The 17135-nt window shown below is 71.9% G+C and carries 16 protein-coding genes; 5 read left to right on the top strand and 11 right to left on the bottom strand.

Annotated elements, in window-relative coordinates; genetic code table 11:
• Nucleotides 1-3: 3 nt before the first annotated feature.
• Genes ACIO6U_RS28080 through ACIO6U_RS28045 form a run of 8 tightly spaced genes read right to left on the bottom strand, consistent with a single transcriptional unit; the run spans nucleotide 4 to nucleotide 6960 of the window.
• Entirely contained in the window at nucleotides 4-1998 is a 1995-nt protein-coding gene (locus ACIO6U_RS28080; protein ID WP_355340333.1) for an NADH-quinone oxidoreductase subunit L, read from the bottom strand.
• Entirely contained in the window at nucleotides 1995-2411 is a 417-nt protein-coding gene (gene nuoK / locus ACIO6U_RS28075) for an NADH-quinone oxidoreductase subunit NuoK (protein WP_401723313.1), read from the bottom strand. The genes ACIO6U_RS28080 and nuoK overlap by 4 nt, the downstream gene beginning before the upstream one ends.
• Entirely contained in the window at nucleotides 2411-3085 is a 675-nt protein-coding gene (locus ACIO6U_RS28070; protein WP_401723311.1) for an NADH-quinone oxidoreductase subunit J, read from the bottom strand. Before ACIO6U_RS28070 ends, nuoK begins: the two co-directional genes overlap by 1 nt.
• Nucleotides 3082-3756, bottom strand: a complete 675-nt coding sequence (locus tag ACIO6U_RS28065) for a NuoI/complex I 23 kDa subunit family protein (RefSeq protein WP_401723308.1) — start codon at nucleotides 3754-3756, stop codon at nucleotides 3082-3084. Before ACIO6U_RS28065 ends, ACIO6U_RS28070 begins: the two co-directional genes overlap by 4 nt.
• A gap of 1 nt (nucleotide 3757) precedes the next feature.
• Nucleotides 3758-4765 carry an NADH-quinone oxidoreductase subunit H gene (locus ACIO6U_RS28060; protein ID WP_401723305.1) on the bottom strand — a complete coding sequence of 336 codons (1008 nt, stop codon included), beginning with the start codon at nucleotides 4763-4765 and terminating at the stop codon, nucleotides 3758-3760.
• Entirely contained in the window at nucleotides 4713-5975 is a 1263-nt protein-coding gene (locus ACIO6U_RS28055) for an NADH-quinone oxidoreductase subunit C (RefSeq protein WP_401723302.1), read from the bottom strand. The genes ACIO6U_RS28060 and ACIO6U_RS28055 overlap by 53 nt, the downstream gene beginning before the upstream one ends.
• Nucleotides 5972-6580, bottom strand: a complete 609-nt coding sequence (locus ACIO6U_RS28050; protein ID WP_355340351.1) for an NADH-quinone oxidoreductase subunit B family protein — start codon at nucleotides 6578-6580, stop codon at nucleotides 5972-5974. Before ACIO6U_RS28050 ends, ACIO6U_RS28055 begins: the two co-directional genes overlap by 4 nt.
• Nucleotides 6571-6960, bottom strand: a complete 390-nt coding sequence (locus ACIO6U_RS28045; protein WP_188283994.1) for an NADH-quinone oxidoreductase subunit A — start codon at nucleotides 6958-6960, stop codon at nucleotides 6571-6573. Before ACIO6U_RS28045 ends, ACIO6U_RS28050 begins: the two co-directional genes overlap by 10 nt.
• Nucleotides 6961-7187: 227 nt before the next feature.
• Between ACIO6U_RS28045 and ACIO6U_RS28040 the strand changes: the two genes are divergently transcribed.
• Nucleotides 7188-8384 carry a sensor domain-containing protein gene (locus tag ACIO6U_RS28040; RefSeq protein WP_355340354.1) on the top strand — a complete coding sequence of 399 codons (1197 nt, stop codon included), beginning with the start codon at nucleotides 7188-7190 and terminating at the stop codon, nucleotides 8382-8384.
• Nucleotides 8385-8597: 213 nt separating this feature from the next.
• Nucleotides 8598-9929 carry a sensor histidine kinase gene (locus tag ACIO6U_RS28035; RefSeq protein ID WP_401723299.1) on the top strand — a complete coding sequence of 444 codons (1332 nt, stop codon included), beginning with the start codon at nucleotides 8598-8600 and terminating at the stop codon, nucleotides 9927-9929.
• Between the two features lie 258 nt (nucleotides 9930-10187).
• Here ACIO6U_RS28035 and ACIO6U_RS28030 read toward each other — a convergent pair whose 3' ends face one another.
• Nucleotides 10188-11156 (bottom strand): zinc-binding dehydrogenase, encoded by a 969-nt coding sequence (locus ACIO6U_RS28030; RefSeq protein ID WP_355340360.1) that lies wholly within the window; start codon nucleotides 11154-11156, stop codon nucleotides 10188-10190.
• A gap of 159 nt (nucleotides 11157-11315) precedes the next feature.
• On the opposite strand from ACIO6U_RS28030, the gene ACIO6U_RS28025 reads away from it, so the two are divergent.
• The 3 genes from ACIO6U_RS28025 (at nucleotide 11316) to ACIO6U_RS28015 (ending at nucleotide 15194) form a co-directional block, all read left to right on the top strand.
• A complete protein-coding gene (locus ACIO6U_RS28025; RefSeq protein ID WP_355340363.1) occupies nucleotides 11316-11975 on the top strand; it encodes a response regulator transcription factor in 660 nt (219 codons plus the stop codon).
• A gap of 206 nt (nucleotides 11976-12181) precedes the next feature.
• Nucleotides 12182-14137, top strand: a complete 1956-nt coding sequence (locus tag ACIO6U_RS28020; RefSeq protein WP_391050402.1) for a 2-oxoacid:acceptor oxidoreductase subunit alpha — start codon at nucleotides 12182-12184, stop codon at nucleotides 14135-14137.
• Complete coding sequence (locus ACIO6U_RS28015; protein ID WP_355340369.1) at nucleotides 14130-15194, top strand: 2-oxoacid:ferredoxin oxidoreductase subunit beta; 1065 nt, start codon at nucleotides 14130-14132, stop codon at nucleotides 15192-15194. The genes ACIO6U_RS28020 and ACIO6U_RS28015 overlap by 8 nt, the downstream gene beginning before the upstream one ends.
• Before the next feature lie 74 nt (nucleotides 15195-15268).
• On the opposite strand, the gene ACIO6U_RS28010 is transcribed toward ACIO6U_RS28015, so the two are convergent.
• The gene (locus tag ACIO6U_RS28010) at nucleotides 15269-16060 is read right to left on the bottom strand and encodes an ABC transporter permease (RefSeq protein WP_355340372.1); all 792 of its coding nucleotides are present in this window, start codon (nucleotides 16058-16060) and stop codon (nucleotides 15269-15271) included.
• Entirely contained in the window at nucleotides 16057-17043 is a 987-nt protein-coding gene (locus ACIO6U_RS28005) for an ATP-binding cassette domain-containing protein (protein WP_401723491.1), read from the bottom strand. Before ACIO6U_RS28005 ends, ACIO6U_RS28010 begins: the two co-directional genes overlap by 4 nt.
• Nucleotides 17044-17135: the final 92 nt, after the last annotated feature.

The following is a 17135-nucleotide window of genomic DNA, read 5'->3' as shown; positions in this document are numbered from 1 at the left end:
GGCTCAGCCTCCGACGGCGACGAGGACGGCGAGGACGACCGCACCGGCCAGCAGCGCGCTGAGGTAGGTCTGGACGTTTCCGGTCTGGGCCTTGCGGACGGCCGCGCCGAGCAGCCGGGGGGTGCCGCCCGCGCCGCGGACGTAGGTCTCGATGACCTCGCGGTCCAGGAAGCGGACGAGTTGCGCGGCGGCCAGCACCGGGCGGACGAACAGCGCGGTGTAGAGGGCGTCGAGGTGGAAGCCGTGGGCCGCGTGGCGGTGCAGCCTGCCCAGCAGCAGACGGCCGGGGTCGCCGGGGTCGTCGGCGGACGCGATGTCGCCGTAGATCGCCTCGTGGGTGGCGGTGGCCTCGGCCTCGACGAGGGCGGGTTCCGCGCCGGGGTCGCCGTCGGCGGTGACGACGGCTCCGACGGGGACGGCGAGCCGGGTGGCGGTGGCCGCCTTCCAGGCGCCGTAGGTGATCAGGACGCCGACCAGGGCCAGGCCGGTGCCGAGGACGGAGGTGATCAGGGTGGGGCCGAGCGGGGCGCCGCCGAACCAGTCGGGCAGCTCGCGGTAGGCGAGGCCGCCGAAGGCGATGGTGGGGACGGCCAGCACCCACAGCACGGAGGTCATCACGACCGGCTGCCTGCCGTGGTCGGGGGCCTCGGGGCCGCTGCCGCGGAAAGCCAGCAGGAACAGCCGGGTGGCGTATCCGGCGGTCAGGACGGCGGCGGTCAGGCCCGCGACGAAGACGGTCCAGCCGACGGCCGAGGGGACGTGCGCGGTGTGCCCGGCCGAGGCGTGCTCGGCGGCGCGCAGCACGGACTCCTTGGAGAAGAAGCCGGACAGCGGAGGGAGGGCCGCGAGGGCGGCGAGGGCGATGCCCATCGTCCACATGGCGTCGGGGACGCGCTTGGCGAGCGAGCCCATGCGGGACATCGCGGTGAGCGAGTTGGTGCCCGCCGCGTGGATGACGACGCCCGCGCCGAGGAAGAGCAGCGCCTTGAAGGCGCCGTGCGACAGGAGGTGGAAGACGGCGGCGTCGCGGTCGGCGACGGCCAGGGCGCCCGCCATGTAGCCCAGCTGGCCGATGGTGGAGTACGCCAGGACGCGTTTGATGTCGTCCTGGGCGAGGGCGGCCAGCCCCGAGCCGATCATGGTGACGGCGGCCATCACGGCGAGGACGGCCAACGCGGCGGCGGACGCGGTGAACACCGGCAGCAGCCTGGCCACCAGATAGATGCCGGCGGCGACCATAGTGGCGGCGTGGATCAGCGCGGAGACCGGGGTGGGACCGGCCATCGCGTCGGGCAGCCAGGTGTGCAGCGGGAACTGCGCGGACTTGCCCGCGACCCCGGCGAGCAGCAGCAGCGCGATCACCGTGGGGTGGTGGAGCCGGCCGTCCGCCGCGGCGGCGAGGATGCCGCTGATCCGGAAGGTCCCGGCGTCGGCGGCGAGCGCGAACACTCCGATGAGGAAGGGGACGTCGCCGAGCTTGGTGACCAGGAACGCCTTGATCGACGCCGTCCTGGCGGCCTCGGTCTCCCAGTAGTGCCCGACCAGGAAGTACGAGCAGATGCCCATGATCTCCCAGCCGACCAGCAGCACCATCAGGTCGCCCGAGTAGACGACCAGGAACATGGCGGCGGTGAACAGCGAGACGAGGGCGGCGTACGAGGGATAGCGCGGGTCGTCGCGCAGATAGGCGGTGGAGTAGAGCTGGACGCAGGTGGCGACGAGGCCGACGAGGACGGCGATCAGGACCGCGAAGCCGTCCAGGTGCAGGGCGAGGTAGACGGGCGCGGAGCCGGTGTCGGTGAGCTTGTGGACGGCGTCGGTCGGCGCGCCGGTGCCCTGGCGGGCGGCGACGACCGCGGCCAGCACGAAGGCGGTGGCGGTGGGCAGTACGGCCAGCGGGCGTACGAAGCCGGGTGCGCGCCGGCCGAGCAGGAGTCCGGTGACCGCGCCGAGGAAGGGCAGGAGGGGGACGAGCGCGGCAAGGGCGGTCAGGGTCACGCGGCGGCCTCGGCCTTCTTGTCGGCGGCCGTGCCGTCCGGGTCGGACGCGGTGTGCTCGGACGACGCGTGCTCGGCTGACGCGTGCTCGGACGACGCGTGCTCGGGCGGCTCGGCGAGGTCGGTGAGCCGGTCGATGTCGGAGCTGCCGCGGTTGCGGTACACGAGCAGCACGATCGCCAGGCCGAGACCGATCTCGGCGGCGGCGATCGTGATGGTGAACAGGGTGAGGGCCTGGCCGGAGTGGAGGGTGTCGCGCAGCCACACGTCGAAGGCGACCAGGTTGAGGTTGACGGCGTTGAGCATCAGCTCGACGGACATCAGGACGAGGATCGCGTTGCGGCGGGCGAGGACGCCGTAGACACCGACGCAGAAGAGGAGGGCGGCGAGGACGGCCGGGTAGACGAGGTGCATCAGTTCTCCTTGCCCTGGCCGGTGGGGGTGCCGGTGGGGGTGCCGGTGGGGGTGCGGCCGCCCGTGCCGGTCCCGGCGCCCTTAGCGGTCCCGATGTCCTTCGCGGTCCCGGTGCCCGCGCGGTCCTCGGCGGTCTCGCGGCGGGAGAGGACGATCGCGCCGACGAGGGCGGCGAGCAGCAGCACCGACAGCGCCTCGAAGGGCAGCACCCAGAAGCGGAACAGGGTCTGCCCGGTGGCGTGCGAGGAGCCCTGGACCACGCCGTGCAGGTCGATCCAGGTCGAGCGGAAGGCGTCCACGACCACCCACACCAGGGTGACCGCGGCGGCGACGGCGACCCCGAGGGCGACCCAGCGGTTCTCGGAGTCGGCGTCCGGCGAGCGGCCGATGGGCGCTCTGGTCAGCATCAGTCCGAACAGCAGGAGGACGACGACGGAGCCGACGTAGATCAGCACCTGTACCCAGGCGATGAACTCGGCCGTGAGCAGCAGGTATTCGACGGCGAGGCCGCCGAGGGCGACGACCAGCCACAGGGCCGCGTGCACGAGCTGCCGGGTGGTGACGGTCAGGACGGCCGCGCCGAGAGTGACGAGGCCGATGAGGAGGAAGGCGATCTCGACGCCGGTGGGCGAGAGGAAGCCGCCCTGGCTGTGGATGGTTTCGTGGACGATCACGAGTCGCCCTCCCCCGGCGCGGAGGGTCCTTCGGTCGCCGGGTCGGTCGCCGGGTCGGTCGCCGTCGGGGCCTGCGGCTGGGCCCCTGTTTGGGCCTGCGCCTCCGCCTGGGCCTGGGCTTCTGCCTGGGCCTGGGCCTGGGCCTGGGCCTGGGCAGCGATGAGCTTGTCGGCGGCCTTGCGGGCGGCGGCGATCTCCTTGGGTTCCTCGGCGGCCGGGTCGAGCGCGGGAGGCGCGGGCACCGTCCACATCCAGTCGCGCAGCTTGTCGCGCTCGTGGGTGAGTTCGAGGATGTCGGTCTCGGCGTACTCGAACTCCGGCGACCAGAACAGCGCGTCGAAGGGGCACACCTCGATGCAGATGCCGCAGTACATGCACAGCGAGAAGTCGATGGCGAAGCGGTCCAGCACATTGCGGCTGCGCTCGCGCCCGCCGGGGGCGGCGGCCGGTGCCGTCTCCTTGTGGGAGTCGATGTAGATGCACCAGTCGGGGCACTCGCGGGCGCACAGCATGCAGACCGTGCAGTTCTCCTCAAACAGCGCGATCACACCGCGCGAGCGCGGCGGGAGTGCGGGCAGCGCGTCCGGGTACTGGTCGGTGACGGAACGCTTCGTCATCGTCCGCAGGGTGACGGCCAGGCCCTTGGCGAGGCCGGTTCCGGGGATGGCCATGCTAGGAGATCACCACCTTGACGACGCCGGTCAGGGCGATCTGGGCGAGGGCGAGCGGGATGAGTACGGTCCAGGCGAGTTTCTGGAGCTGGTCCTCGCGAAGGCGCGGGTAGCTGACCCGCAGCCAGATCACGACGAAGGCCAGCAGGCCGGTCTTGACCAGCGTCCACAGCCAGCCGACGCTGCCGGACCAGGGGCCGTGCCAGCCGCCGAGGAACAGCACCGTGGTCAGGGCGCACAGCACGACGATGCCCGCGTACTCGGCGAGCAGGAACAGGGCGAAGCGCAGGCCGGTGTATTCGGTGTACGCGCCGAAGATGATCTCGGAGTCGGCCACCGGCATGTCGAACGGGGGCCGTTGCAGCTCGGCGAGGCCCGCCGTGAAGAACACGAGGCCGCCGATGAGCTGCCAGGGGGTCCACCACCAGTGGTACTCCCCCACGATGCCCGGCAGTGACAGCGTGCCCGCCGCCATCGCGACCGACGCGGCGGTGAGCAGCATCGGCAGTTCGTACGCCATCAGTTGCGCCGCCGTGCGCAGGCCGCCGAGCAGGGAGAACTTGTTCGCCGACGCCCAGCCCGCCATCAGCGAGCCGAGCACGCCGATGCCCATCATGGCCAGGACGAAGATCAGGCCCGCGTCCAGCGCCTGGCCGACGAAGCCGTGCGGTCCCACCGGGATCGCGATCAGCACGACGAGGTAGGGCAGGAGCGCGACGGCGGGGGCGAGTTGGAAGATCCGCCGGTCCGCGTCGGCCGGAACCACGTCTTCCTTCTGCGCGAACTTCACTCCGTCCGCCACCAGTTGGGCCCACCCGTGGAACCCGCCCGCATACATCGGCCCCAATCGGCCCTGCATATGCGCCATCACCTTGTGCTCCGCCTGCCCCACCACCAGCGGAAACACCAGGAACACAACGAGCACGCCCACAAGCCGCAGCCCGACGTCCACTACGTCACCCACGCCCCTCACCTCCCCGCCCACCGTCTTCGCCTGCGGCGCGCTCATCAGACGACGCGGACCCCCCACCCCGGCCGGGAGTGCCACCTGCGGCGGGCTTCTCGCCTACGACGGGCGGTTCGCTTCCGGCGGGCGTCTCGCTTGCAGCGGGCGATTCGCCTGCGGCGGCCTCGTCGGACGACGCAGGCTCACCACCCCGAGCGGGGGTGCCACCTGCGGTGGGCCTCTCGCCTGCGGCAGGCGATTCGCCTGCGGCGGGCTTCTCGCTTGCAGCGGGCGTCTCAGACGACGCGGGCTCGCTACCCGCAGCGGAGCTGCCGCCAGCGGCAGGCTTCGCCGACTGCGCGGGCTCGCCGCCAACGGCGGAGGTGCCGCCTGGGGCGGGCGGTTCGCTTGCGGTGGGCTTCTTGGTCGGCGCAGCGTCGCCGCGCCCCGCGGGGGTGGCGCCCGGGGGTTGTTCCCATGGGGCGTCGGGGACGCGCTTGCGTGGGGGCGCGGGGGTGTCGCCGGAGGGGGCCCCGGCAGGGGGTTGGTTGGCGGGGCTACCGGCAGGGGTTTGGCTGGTGGAGCCTTCGGTCACGCTGCGGGTGCGGCGGGCCGGGCGGTCGGCCGACGGGGTTGTACGCGCCGGGCGGTCGGCCGGGGGGGCCGTTGGGCGGGGGCCGCGGGCGGGGCGGGCGGGGGGCGGGGGGAGTTGGCCTTTTTGGGGGCCCCAGTCGTTGGGATCGGGGACGCCGGGGGGCTGCATCTGGCGGCGCTTGGGGCCGCCGTCGTGGGACTCGCCGGGCTCCTTGGCACCGGGCCACGCCTTGGCGACGCGGGCGGCGAGGACGAAGTCCTTGCGGAGGGGGTGCCCCTCGAACTCGTCGGGGAGCAGGAGCGGCGCGAGGCCCGGGTGCCCGGTGAAGTCGACGCCGAACATCTCGTGGGTCTCGCGTTCGTGCCACGCCGCGCCCGCGTAGACGCCGGTGGCGGTGGCGAGGACGGGCGCGTCGTGCGGCACGGTCGTCCGCAGCAGCAGCCGCCGGACGCCGCCGTCCAGCGCGACGACGTGCGCGCAGACCCGGAAGCCGGTGCCGGGCTCGTCGACGGCGCTCAGCCAGTCGAAGTACGTGCAGCCGAGGGCGTCCCGCGCGGCCGTGAGCGAGGCGACCCACTCACCGGCCGGCACATCGACGGTCAGGAGGTCGTACGCCTCCTGCGCGACGGCGCCCTCGCCGAAGATCTCCGCGGCCTCCCGCGGCAGCCAACCGGTCACCTCGGCCCCTCCGGCGGAGTGACGAGGCCGCTCGTCAAGGCGGCGACGGACGGGCGCGGGCCCGCGGCGGAGCCGTACCGCTCCGCCAGCGACTCGCGCGCGATCTTCTCCTGGAGCTTGAGGATGCCCTGGAGGAGCGCTTCGGGGCGCGGCGGGCAGCCGGGCACATAGACGTCGACGGGGATGATCTGGTCGACGCCCTTGGTGACGGAGTACGAGTCCCAGTAGGGGCCGCCGCAGTTGGAGCACGCGCCGAAGGAGATGACGTACTTCGGCTCGGGCATCTGCTCGTACAGGCGCTTGACGGCGGGCGCCATCTTGTCGGTGACGGTGCCGGAGACGACCATGAGGTCGGCCTGGCGCGGTCCCGGCGCGAAGGGGATGACGCCCAGCCGGATGAAGTCGTGTCGGGACATCGACGCGGCGATGAACTCGATGGCGCAGCAGGCGAGGCCGAAGTTGAAGACCCACAGGCTGTAGCGGCGGCCCCAGTTGAGCACCACCTTCATCGGCTCCGGCGCCAGCCGGGACAGCACGCCGAGACGGCGCGGCTCGGGAAGGTCCTGCGCAGGGGCCTCGGGAATCGCCTGCGGGTTCACGTCCATTCGAGGACGCCCTTCTTCCATGCGTAGAGCAGCCCGATCGCGAGGAAGCCGATGAAGACGAACATCTCCACCAGCGTCGTCGCGCCGAAGCCGGGCGCGGCGAAGACCGTGGCCCACGGGAACAGGAAGATCGCGTCGACCGCGAAGATGACGTAGAGGAAGGAGTACACGTAGTACTTGACCTGGGTGTGCGCCCAGCCCTCGCCGACCGGGTCGACCCCGCACTCGTACGTGAGCATCTTCTCGCGCGTCGGCACGACGGGCCGCAGCAGGCGGCCGGACGCGAAGGCGACGGTCACGAAGAGCACACCGACGACCGCGACCAGGCCGACGACCGAGTAGCCGTGGAAGTAGTCCACGTCCGTCCGCCCCTCGTTCACTCGTTGACCGGTGGTGTCCAGCGATCCTTGTGGATCTCTTTAGACGATCTATACGGGAGGGAGTCTAGGCCCTGGCCTCACAGGCGCACGCCCCCCGTGCGGGCACCGGTGCGCGCATCGGCGGCGGCCCCGTCGCACGCCCTCGCCCGTACCGGGGGATAACCCCACCGCCGCCTGACCTACGCACCCCATGGCGCGCCCCGCCGCTTCCCCGGCAGGCTGGACTCATGAACACCTCGCCCGCGTCCCGTCAGCCCGCCGCCCCCGCCCCGCTGCCACCCGTGCGCTTCGCGTACGACCGCGTGACGTGGCGGGAGATTGGGTATCTGCTGCTGAATCTGCCGGTGTCGATCATCGGCTTCGTCTACGTCGTGACGGTCGTGACGGTGGGCCTCGGCCTGTCGGTGACGGTGATCGGGTTGCCCCTGCTGGCGTACGGACTCGCCGGGTGCCGTTTGCTGGGGCGGGTGGAGCGGAGCCGGGCGCGCGACCTGCTGGGCGTGCACATCGACGAGCCGCGCCCGCTGAAGCGGGGCACCTTCGGTTTCCTGCCGTGGCTGTGGGCGTCGCTGAAGGACCCGGTGGCGTGGCGGCACGCCCTCTATTACGGCATCCGGCTGCCGTGGGGCATCCTCACCTTCACCTTGACGCTGGTCTCGCTGTTCGTGCTGTGGCCGGTGCTGCCGTTCCTGGCGCGCGGGCTGACGATGGTCGACCGGGCGATGGTCCGCGGGCTGCTCCAGCCGTCGGACGAGCTGGAGCGGCGGATCGAGGAGCTGGAGTCGGACCGCGGGGTCGTGGTCGACACGGCGGCGGCGGACCTGCGGCGCATCGAGCGCGACCTGCACGACGGCGCGCAGGCGCGGCTGGTGGCGCTGGCGATGGACCTCGGCCTGGCCAAGGAGAAGCTGCTGGAGGACCCGGAGGCGGCGGCCAAGATGGTGGGCGAGGCGCACGGCGAGGTGAAGGTGGCCCTTCAGGAGCTGCGGGATCTGGCGCGCGGCATCCATCCGGCGATCCTCACCGACCGCGGCCTGGACGCGGCCCTGTCGTCGGTCGCGTCGCGCTGCACCGTGCCGGTCGCGGTGACCGTGGACCTGCCCGCGCGGCCCGCGGAGGCGATCGAGGGGATCGCGTACTTCACGGTCTCCGAGCTGTTGCAGAACGTCAGCAAGCACAGCAGGGCACGGCACGCCTCGGTGGACGTGTGGCGCGCCGACGACCGGCTGATGGTGCAGGTACGGGACGACGGGCGCGGCGGCGCGGACGTGTCGGGCGGTACGGGTCTGGCCGGGCTCGGCGAACGGCTGCGGTCGGTGGACGGGCTCTTCGTGGTCAGCTCACCGGAGGCGGGGCCGACCGTGGTCACGGCCGAACTGCCGTGGCGCGACCGGGAGTTCCGCAAGGCCGGGGCCAGGCGTTGAGCGGAGCCAGGCGCTGAGCGGAGTCAAGCACCGAGCGGGGCGCTGAGCGCGGCCAGGCGCTGAGCGGAGTCAAGTACCGGGCGGGGCGCTGAGCGCGGAAGCCGGGGCGGTAGGGCTAGCCCCACCCCCAAGACGCCGATCCGCACCATGGGGATGGGTGCACGCACCGGCCAGCATGGAGTCACGGAGAAAAGCAGAGAGGACGGACCGACCATGGCTTACGGCTTCCCGCCCGCCGAGCGCGCGCACGAGCGCGAGCGCGAGCACCGCCTGCCGACGGCGCTGCGCGCGCCGGTCGAGGCACGCGCCTGGCGCGAGTTCGCCTACCTGCTGCTCAATCTGCCGATGTGCATCATCGGCTTCGTCTGGACCGTGACGATGTTCTCGCTCGGCGCCGGGCTGGTGGTCACCTTCATCGGGCTGCCGGTGCTCGTGCTCGCGCTCGGCGGCTGCCGCGCGATCGGCGCCGTGGAGCGGGCCCGCGCGCGGTCGCTGCTCTGGCTGGACGTGGAGGACCCGCGGCCGGTGCGCGGCAGGAACGGCGGCTTCCTGTCCCGGCTCGGTGCGCAGCTCGGCAGCGGCGTCAACTGGCGGCACGCCGCCTACACCCTGGTCCACTTCCCGTGGGGGATCTTCACCTTCTCCGTCGCCATCAGCTTCTTCACGTACGGCTGGGGCCTGTTGACGTATCCGCTGTGGCGCTGGGTCTTCCCGGTCTACTTCGGGCAGGACGGCCTCCAGATGTACGGCGACGGGCACGGGCACGGCTGGTGGCTGCACACCCCGGCCGACATGCTGCTGTGCGTCGTGGTCGGCGGCGCGCTCGTGCTGAGCAGCCCGTGGGTCTACCGGGGCATGGCGCACGTGGACCGGATTCTGGTGAGCGGTCTGCTCGGGCCTTCGCGGCTGGCGGAGCGGGTCACCGAGCTGGAGTCGGACCGCGGGGTCGTGGTCGACACGGCGGCGGCGGACCTGCGGCGCATCGAGCGCGACCTGCACGACGGCGCGCAGGCGCGGCTGGTGGCGCTGGCGATGGACCTGGGCCTGGCCAAGGAGAAGCTGCTCGAAGATCCGTCGGCCGGGGCCGTGATGGTCGAGGAGGCGCACGGGGAGGTGAAGATCGCGCTTCAGGAGCTGCGGGATCTGGCGCGGGGCATCCACCCGGCGATCCTCACCGACCGCGGGCTGGACGCGGCCCTGTCGTCGGTCGCGTCGCGCTGCACCGTGCCGGTCGCCGTGACCGTCGATTTGCCGGCGCGGCCGGTGCCGGCCATTGAGGGCATCGCCTACTTCACGGTGTCCGAGCTGCTGCAGAACGTCAGCAAGCACAGTGGCGCTTCGCGCGCGACCGTGGAGGTGTGGCGGGTCGGCGACCGGCTCATGATGCAGGTGTCCGACAACGGGCGCGGGGGCGCCGCCGTGTCCGGTGGGTCCGGGCTCGCCGGGCTCGCCGAGCGGCTCGACTCCGTCGACGGTGTCCTCGCCGTGGCCTCGCCGCCCGGTGGCCCCACCCACATCACCACCGAACTCCCCTGGCGCGTCTAACCCCTCCGGGCCGGTCCCCTTACCCCTCCCCGCGCCCCGCCCAAAACGGCTCGCCCCTCCAAGAGGCGGTCCGCCGATCTTTTCAGGGGCGCGGGGAACTGCGCCGCCCGCCCCCACCGGGCCTTCAGCCCGAAAACAACCGCATCCGCCCCACCGGAGCCGGTTCTCAAAGGCGCACCACCACGCGGGCTGAGCGCGCAGTCCCCCGCGCCCCCGGCAAAGGAACCGCAGAGATCGGCGTCCGCCCGGCAGGGGCGGCTAGGTCAGGGTGAGGAGGACTTTGCCGCGGTTGGTGCCGGCCTGGAGGGCCTGATGGGCTTGGAAGGCCGCGGCAAGCGACAACTCGGCGGTGATGTCGAGCCGAATGGCTCCGGAGGCCAGGAGGGAGAGGGCGGCGAGGGCGTGGCCGCGCAGAACGGCCGGGGCGCGGAGCGCGAGGTCGTGGATGGAGTAGCCGGTGAGAGCGCGGTTGCGCTCGGAGAAGGGGAGCACGGGCAGCGTGAGGTCGGGCTGCCGGGCGGCCTCGCCGTAGGCGACCAGACGGCCGAAGGGGGCCAGAAGGGAGAGCCCGGCCAGCCGCGTCCCCCCGCCGATGGGGTCGAGCAGCACGTCGATCTCGGTGCGGGCGGCGGCCAGCTCCTCGGCGAAGGTCTCGCGCAGCAGCACCGCGTCGTAGCCGAAACGTTTCGCGTACTCGGCCTTCTCGGCCGTGCGGACCGTCCCGTACACGGCGGCGGCCCCCAGCGCGCGGGCGATCTGCGCGGCGACCGAGCCGACCCCGCCCGCGGCGGCGTGGATGAGGACGGTGTCCCCCGCGGTGAGCCGCGCGGCCCCGGCGAGCACCCCGTACGCGGTGGTGAGGACGAGCGCCGCCCCGCCCCCGTCCCGGAGGGAGATCCCGTCGAGCGGGAAGGCGAAGTCGGCGGGCGCGACCGCGTACTCGGCGTATCCGCCGCCGTCGGGCAGATAGGCGGCGACGGGGTCGCCGACGGCGAGCCCGGTGACGCCCGCGCCGAGTGCGGCGATCTCGCCGGAGACCTCGAGGCCGGGCACGGCGATCCCGTCCGGCGGACCGTAGTCGCCGAGCCGGTGCAGCACCTCGCCGTGGTTGACGCCCGCGTACGCGACCTGGATCAGCACCTGCCCGGGGCCCGGTTCCGGGACGGGGATTTCCACCGGCCGGAGCACTTCCGGGCCACCGTTGACGTCGAATCCGACCGCGCGCACACGCTCTCCTCTTGCCTGTGAGCCGCTGACGCGCGACCCCCGCCGACCTTCCGGGCGCAACCTTGCCCACCGGAACCGTATTCCCCATCAGCGCGTCGTTGCTGGGATGCTGGGGAAGACAGGGTCGGATGTGGGGGGCTGGAACGGGTGGAGGACAGGGTGCGGGTGGTCATCGCCGAGGATTCGGTGCTGCTTCGGGAGGGACTGACCCGATTGCTGACCGATCGCGGTCACGATGTGGTGGCCGGCGTCGGTGACGCCGAGGCGCTGATCAAGGTCGTACGGGAGCTGGCGGACGAGGGCGCGGCCCCCGACGTGGTGGTGGCGGACGTACGGATGCCGCCGACGCACACCGACGAGGGGGTGCGGGCGGCGGTGCAGCTGCGCCGGGACCACCCCGGCGTGGGCGTGCTGGTGCTGTCGCAGTACGTGGAGGAGCAGTACGCGACCGAGCTGCTGGCGGGCAGCAGCCGCGGGGTGGGGTATCTGCTCAAGGACCGGGTGGCCGAGGTCCGCGAGTTCGTGGACGCGGTGGTGCGGGTCGCCGAGGGCGGCACGGCGCTGGACCCCGAGGTGGTCGCGCAGCTCCTGGGCCGCAGCCGCAAGCAGGACGTGCTGGCGGGGCTGACGCCGCGCGAGCGCGAGGTGCTGGGGCTGATGGCGGAGGGCCGGACGAATTCGGCGGTGGCCAAACAGCTCGTGGTGAGCGACGGCGCGGTGGAGAAGCACGTCAGCAACATCTTCCTGAAGCTGGGCCTGGCGCCGAGTGACGGGGATCACCGTCGTGTCCTGGCGGTGCTCACCTATCTGAACTCCTGATCTGTTGACACTCTGTCTCACAGCAGACGCCTGACGGCGCGGGCCTCACGGGCACCGCGCCGTTACCTGCACATGCCACACACATGTCCGGCAGTCCGCAGGTCGGGGCCGCGCTCCCGCATCCACATTCCGGGACGTACGGGGAAGGCGACCCTTACCGACGTACGATGACCGGTGAGCCGCCGCCTCTAGGGAGGTCCGTTTCAGTGACCAGCCAGGTCAGCAGCAGCAGCCCCGTGCCCACGGAGCAGCCCGCGCATCCGCCGGTGATCGGCGATGTCCTGGGCGAACAGCGCAAACCGGCGAAAGAGACGAAACGCCTCGACCGGGTGATCATCCGGTTCGCCGGTGACTCCGGGGACGGAATGCAGCTCACCGGGGACCGTTTCACCTCGGAGACCGCGTCCTTCGGGAACGATCTCTCGACGCTGCCGAACTTCCCGGCCGAGATCCGGGCCCCCGCAGGCACCCTGCCGGGCGTGTCGTCGTTCCAGCTCCACTTCGCTGACCACGACATCCTCACGCCCGGCGACGCGCCCGACGTGCTGGTCGCGATGAACCCGGCCGCGCTGAAGGCGAACGTCGCCGACCTGCCGCGCGGCGCCGAGATCATCGTCAACACCGACGAGTTCACCAAGCGCGCGATGGCGAAGGTCGGATACGCCGCCAACCCGTTGGACGACGGGTCCCTGGAGGCGTACGCGATCCACCCGGTGCCGCTGACGACGCTCACCGTCGAGGCGCTCAAGGACAGCGGCCTGGCGCGCAAGGACGCCGAACGGGCGAAGAACATGTTCGCGCTCGGCCTGCTGTCGTGGATGTACCACCGGCCGACCGAGGGCACCGAGTCCTTCCTCCGCAGGAAGTTCGCCAAGAAGCCGGACATCGCGGAGGCCAATGTCACGGCCTTCCGCGCGGGCTGGAACTTCGGCGAGACCACCGAGGACTTCGCGGTCAACTACGAGGTGCAGCCCGCCTCCAGCGCCTTCCCCGCGGGCACCTACCGCAACATCTCCGGGAATCTGGCGCTGTCGTACGGCCTGATCGCCGCGAGCAGGCAGAGCGAACTGCCGCTCTTCCTCGGCTCGTACCCGATCACCCCGGCGTCCGACATCCTGCACGAGCTGTCCAAGCACAAGAATTTCGGCGTGCGCACCTTCCAGGCCGAGGACGAGATCGCCGCGATCGGCGCGGCGCTCGGCGCGTCCTTCGGCGGGTCGCTGGCCCTCACCACCACCTCGGGTCCCGGTGTGGCGCTGAAGTCGGAGACGATCGGGCTCGCCGTCAGCCTGGAGCTGCCGCTGCTGATCATCGACATCCAGCGCGGCGGCCCCTCGACCGGGCTGCCCACCAAGACCGAGCAGTCCGACCTGCTCCAGGCGATGTACGGGCGCAACGGCGAGGCGCCGGTGCCGATCGTGGCGCCCAGCACCCCGGCGGACTGCTTCGACGCGGCGCTGGAGGCGGCCAGGATCGCGGTCACGTACCGCACCCCGGTCTTCCTGCTCTCCGACGGCTATCTCGCCAACGGCTCGGAGCCGTGGCGGGTCCCCGACGTCCAGGATCTGCCCGACCTGCGGGTGCAGTTCGCGACCGGGCCCAACCACACGGCCGAGGACGGCACCGAGGACTTCTGGCCGTATCTGCGCGACCCGGAGACGCTGGCCCGCCCGTGGGCGGTGCCCGGCACGCCCGGCCTCGAACACCGCATCGGCGGCATCGAGAAGCAGGACGGCACCGGCAACATCTCGTACGACCCGGCCAACCACGACTTCATGACCCGCACCCGGCAGGCCAAGGTCGACGGCATCAAGGTGCCCGACCTGATCGTGGACGACCCGGAGGGCGCCGCGCGGACCCTGGTCATCGGCTGGGGTTCGACGTACGGGCCGATCACCGCGGCCGTGCGCCGCATCCGGCGTGAGGGCGGCACGATCGCGCAGGCCCATCTGCGCCATCTCAACCCCTTCCCGGCCAACCTCGGTGAGGTCCTGCGGGCGTACGACAAGGTCGTGGTGCCCGAGATGAACCTCGGCCAGCTCGCCCACCTGCTGCGCGCCAAGTATCTGGTCGACGCCCGTTCGTACACGCAGGTCACCGGGTTGCCGTTCAAGTCGGAACAGCTCGCGAAGGCCCTCGTGGAGGAGAGTGCGAATGATTGAGGCGCTGTCGCTGGTGCCCAAGGCCGAGGCGAAGCAGTCCATGAAGGACTTCAAGTCGGACCAGGAGGTGCGCTGGTGCCCGGGCTGCGGGGACTACGCGATCCTGGCCGCCGTCCAGTCCTTCATGCCGGAGCTGGGCCTGGCCCGCGAGAACGTGGTGTTCGTGTCCGGGATCGGGTGCTCGTCCCGCTTCCCGTACTACATGAACACCTACGGCATGCACTCCATCCACGGCCGCGCCCCGGCCATCGCGACGGGGCTCGCCGCCTCGCGCCGCGACCTGAGCGTGTGGGTCGTCACCGGTGACGGCGACGCGCTCTCCATCGGCGGCAATCACTTGATCCACGCGCTGCGGCGCAATGTGAACCTGAAGATCCTGCTGTTCAACAACCGGATCTACGGGCTCACCAAGGGTCAGTACAGCCCCACCTCCGAGGTCGGCAAGATCACCAAGTCGACGCCGATGGGTTCGCTGGACGCGCCCTTCAACCCGGTGTCGCTGGCGATCGGCGCCGAGGCGTCCTTCGTGGCCCGCACGATCGACTCCGACCGCAAGCACCTCCAGTCGGTGCTGCGGGCGGCGGCCGAGCACGAGGGCACGGCGCTGGTGGAGATCTACCAGAACTGCAACATCTTCAACGACGGCGCCTTCGACGTCCTGAAGGAGCGCGAGACCGCGCAGGACGCCGTGATCCGGCTGGAGCAGGGGCAGCCGATCCGCTTCGGCGCCCCCGCCGAGGACGGTCTCGGTTCGAAGGGCGTCGTACGCGACCCGGCGACCGGTGACCTGAAGGTGATCGACGTGACCGTGGAGGGCAGCGCGGGAGTGCTCGTCCACGACGCGCACACCCAGTCCCCGACGACCGCTTTCGCGCTGTCGCGGCTGGCGGACGCCGACACGCTCCACCACACGCCGATCGGTGTGCTGCGGGACGTGACGCGCCCGGTGTACGACACGGAGATGTCGGACCAGCTCGAAAAGGCCGTGGTGCAGCAGGGCAAGGGCGACCTCGCCGGGCTGCTGACCGGGCGGGACACCTGGACCGTCGTCGGCTGAGGCACGGGACCGCACAAGGGCGGGGCGCGCACCCTCATCGGTGCGCGCCCCGCCCTCGTCCGTCTCTCCCGTGCTCACCGCGTGGTCCCGCTGTTGAACAGCGAGCGCGACCAGAGGTACCCGGCCAGGCCGATACCGGCGCACCAGGCGAGCGAGATCCAGGCGTCGTGGCCGATCGCCGAGCCGGTCAGCAGCCCGCGCAGGGTCTCGGTCATCGGCGTGAACGGCTGGTACTCGGCGAACCAGCGCAGACCGGGGGACATCGAGTCGGCCGGTACGAAGGCCGAGCCCAGGAACGGCAGGAACTGGACGAGCAGCGGCTTGTTGCTCGCCGACTCGACCGTCTTGGAGATCAGGCCGAGCGCCGCCGACAGCCAGGTCACCGCGAAGGCGACGGCGGCGAGCAGCCCGGCCGCCGCCAGCCACTCCAGCGGGCTCGCGTCGGGCCGGAAGCCGACCGCGAGCGCCACGCCCATGACCAGCACGAGGCTGGTCATGGTCTGGATGACGCTGCCGACGACATGGCCGGTCATGAACGAGGCCCGCGAGATGTTCATCGTGCGGAAGCGGTTGATGATGCCCTCGGTCATGTCGGTGCAGACCGCGATCGACGTGGACATGGCCCCGGCGGCCACCGCCATGATCAGGATGCCGGGCGTCAGATACTCCAGGTACACGCTCCGGCCGCCGCCCGCCCCGAGTCCGGCGCCGATCGACCCGCCGAAGGCGTACACGAACAGCAGCAGCATGAGGATGGGCATCGCGGCCGTGCCGAAGCCGACCGCCGGGTAGCGGATCGCGTGCTTCAGATTGCGCCGCAGCATCGTCGTCGAGTCGCGCACGGCGTAGGTGAGGGTGCTGCTCATCGCGAGGTCTCCTTGGGGTGAGGGGCGGAACCGTCGCCGGTCAGGGCGAGGAAGACGTCGTCCAGGTCGGGGGTGTGCACGGAGAAGTCGGCGGTACGCACGCCGGCGGCGTCGAGCCGGTCGAGCAGCGAGCGCAGCGCGTCGAGTCCGGCGTCGCCCGCCACGCGCAGGGCCAGCTCCCCGTCGTCGCGGACCGCGCCGGGGACGGCGGCGGCGGCCCGTTCGTACTGCTCGGGGTCGGTGAACCGCAGGCGTACGTGGCTGCCGGGGATACGCGCCTTCAGCTCGTCGGCGGTGCCCTCGGCGACGATCCGGCCGCCGTCGAGCACGGCGACACGGTCGGCCAACTGGTCGGCCTCCTCCAGGTACTGCGTGGTGAGGAAGACGGTGACGCCGCTCGCGACCAGTGACCGCACGGTGTCCCACATCGTGCGGCGGCTGCGCGGGTCGAGGCCGGTCGTCGGCTCGTCCAGGAAGATCACCTTCGGGTCGCCGACCAGCGTCATGGCCAGGTCCAGGCGGCGCCGCATACCGCCGGAGAAGAGCGCGGCGCGCTGCTTGGCGACGTCGGCGATGTCGAAGCGGGCCAGCAACTCCTGGGCCCGCGCCCGCCCTTCGGCCTTGCCGAGGTGCAGCAGGTCGGCCATGAGGAGCAGGTTCTCCTCGGCGGTGAGCAGGTTGTCGAGCGCGGCGAACTGTCCGGTGACGCCGATCGCGGCGCGGACGCCGTCCGGTGAGCCGGCCACGTCGTGGCCCGCGACCTGGGCGTGGCCGCCGTCGGCGGAGATGAGGGTGGACAGGATCTGCACGGTGGTGGTCTTGCCCGCGCCGTTGGGGCCGAGCAGCGCGAAGACGGTGCCCGCCGGGATGCGCAGGTCGATGCCGTCGAGGACGGTCTTGTCGCCGTAGGACTTGCGCAGGTCGGCGGTGGAGACGGCGGGCGGGCGCGGGTCGGCGCCCCGGGCATTTCTGGGCATGGGCATGACAGAAGAAGGCATGGAGCTCTCCCGTTTCGGGGCGTGGTGAGAGGAGCGGGGTGGGGGGCGGGCGGTGAAGGATGCGCGGTGCGCGGTGA

Origin of the sequence: Streptomyces sp. NPDC087422 (genome assembly GCF_044744145.1) — a bacterium.
In the GTDB taxonomy this organism is placed as follows: Bacteria; Actinomycetota; Actinomycetes; order Streptomycetales; family Streptomycetaceae; genus Actinacidiphila.
This window is presented reverse-complemented; position numbering and strand designations above follow the sequence as displayed.

Excerpts from the sequence above, each read along its gene's own strand:
- nuoK (WP_401723313.1), bottom strand. The coding sequence starts at position 2,411 with ATGCACCTCGTCTACCCGGCCGTCCTCGCCGCCCTCCTCTTCTGCGTC.
- ACIO6U_RS28065 (WP_401723308.1), bottom strand. The coding sequence starts at position 3,756 with ATGGCCATCCCCGGAACCGGCCTCGCCAAGGGCCTGGCCGTCACCCTG.
- ACIO6U_RS28060 (WP_401723305.1), bottom strand. The coding sequence starts at position 4,765 with ATGAGCGCGCCGCAGGCGAAGACGGTGGGCGGGGAGGTGAGGGGCGTG.
- ACIO6U_RS28050 (WP_355340351.1), bottom strand. The coding sequence starts at position 6,580 with ATGGACGTGAACCCGCAGGCGATTCCCGAGGCCCCTGCGCAGGACCTT.
- ACIO6U_RS28040 (WP_355340354.1), top strand. The coding sequence starts at position 7,188 with ATGAACACCTCGCCCGCGTCCCGTCAGCCCGCCGCCCCCGCCCCGCTG.
- ACIO6U_RS28035 (WP_401723299.1), top strand. The coding sequence starts at position 8,598 with ATGGCTTACGGCTTCCCGCCCGCCGAGCGCGCGCACGAGCGCGAGCGC.
- ACIO6U_RS28015 (WP_355340369.1), top strand. The coding sequence starts at position 14,130 with ATGATTGAGGCGCTGTCGCTGGTGCCCAAGGCCGAGGCGAAGCAGTCC.
- ACIO6U_RS28010 (WP_355340372.1), bottom strand. The coding sequence starts at position 16,060 with ATGAGCAGCACCCTCACCTACGCCGTGCGCGACTCGACGACGATGCTG.
- ACIO6U_RS28005 (WP_401723491.1), bottom strand. The coding sequence starts at position 17,043 with ATGCCCATGCCCAGAAATGCCCGGGGCGCCGACCCGCGCCCGCCCGCC.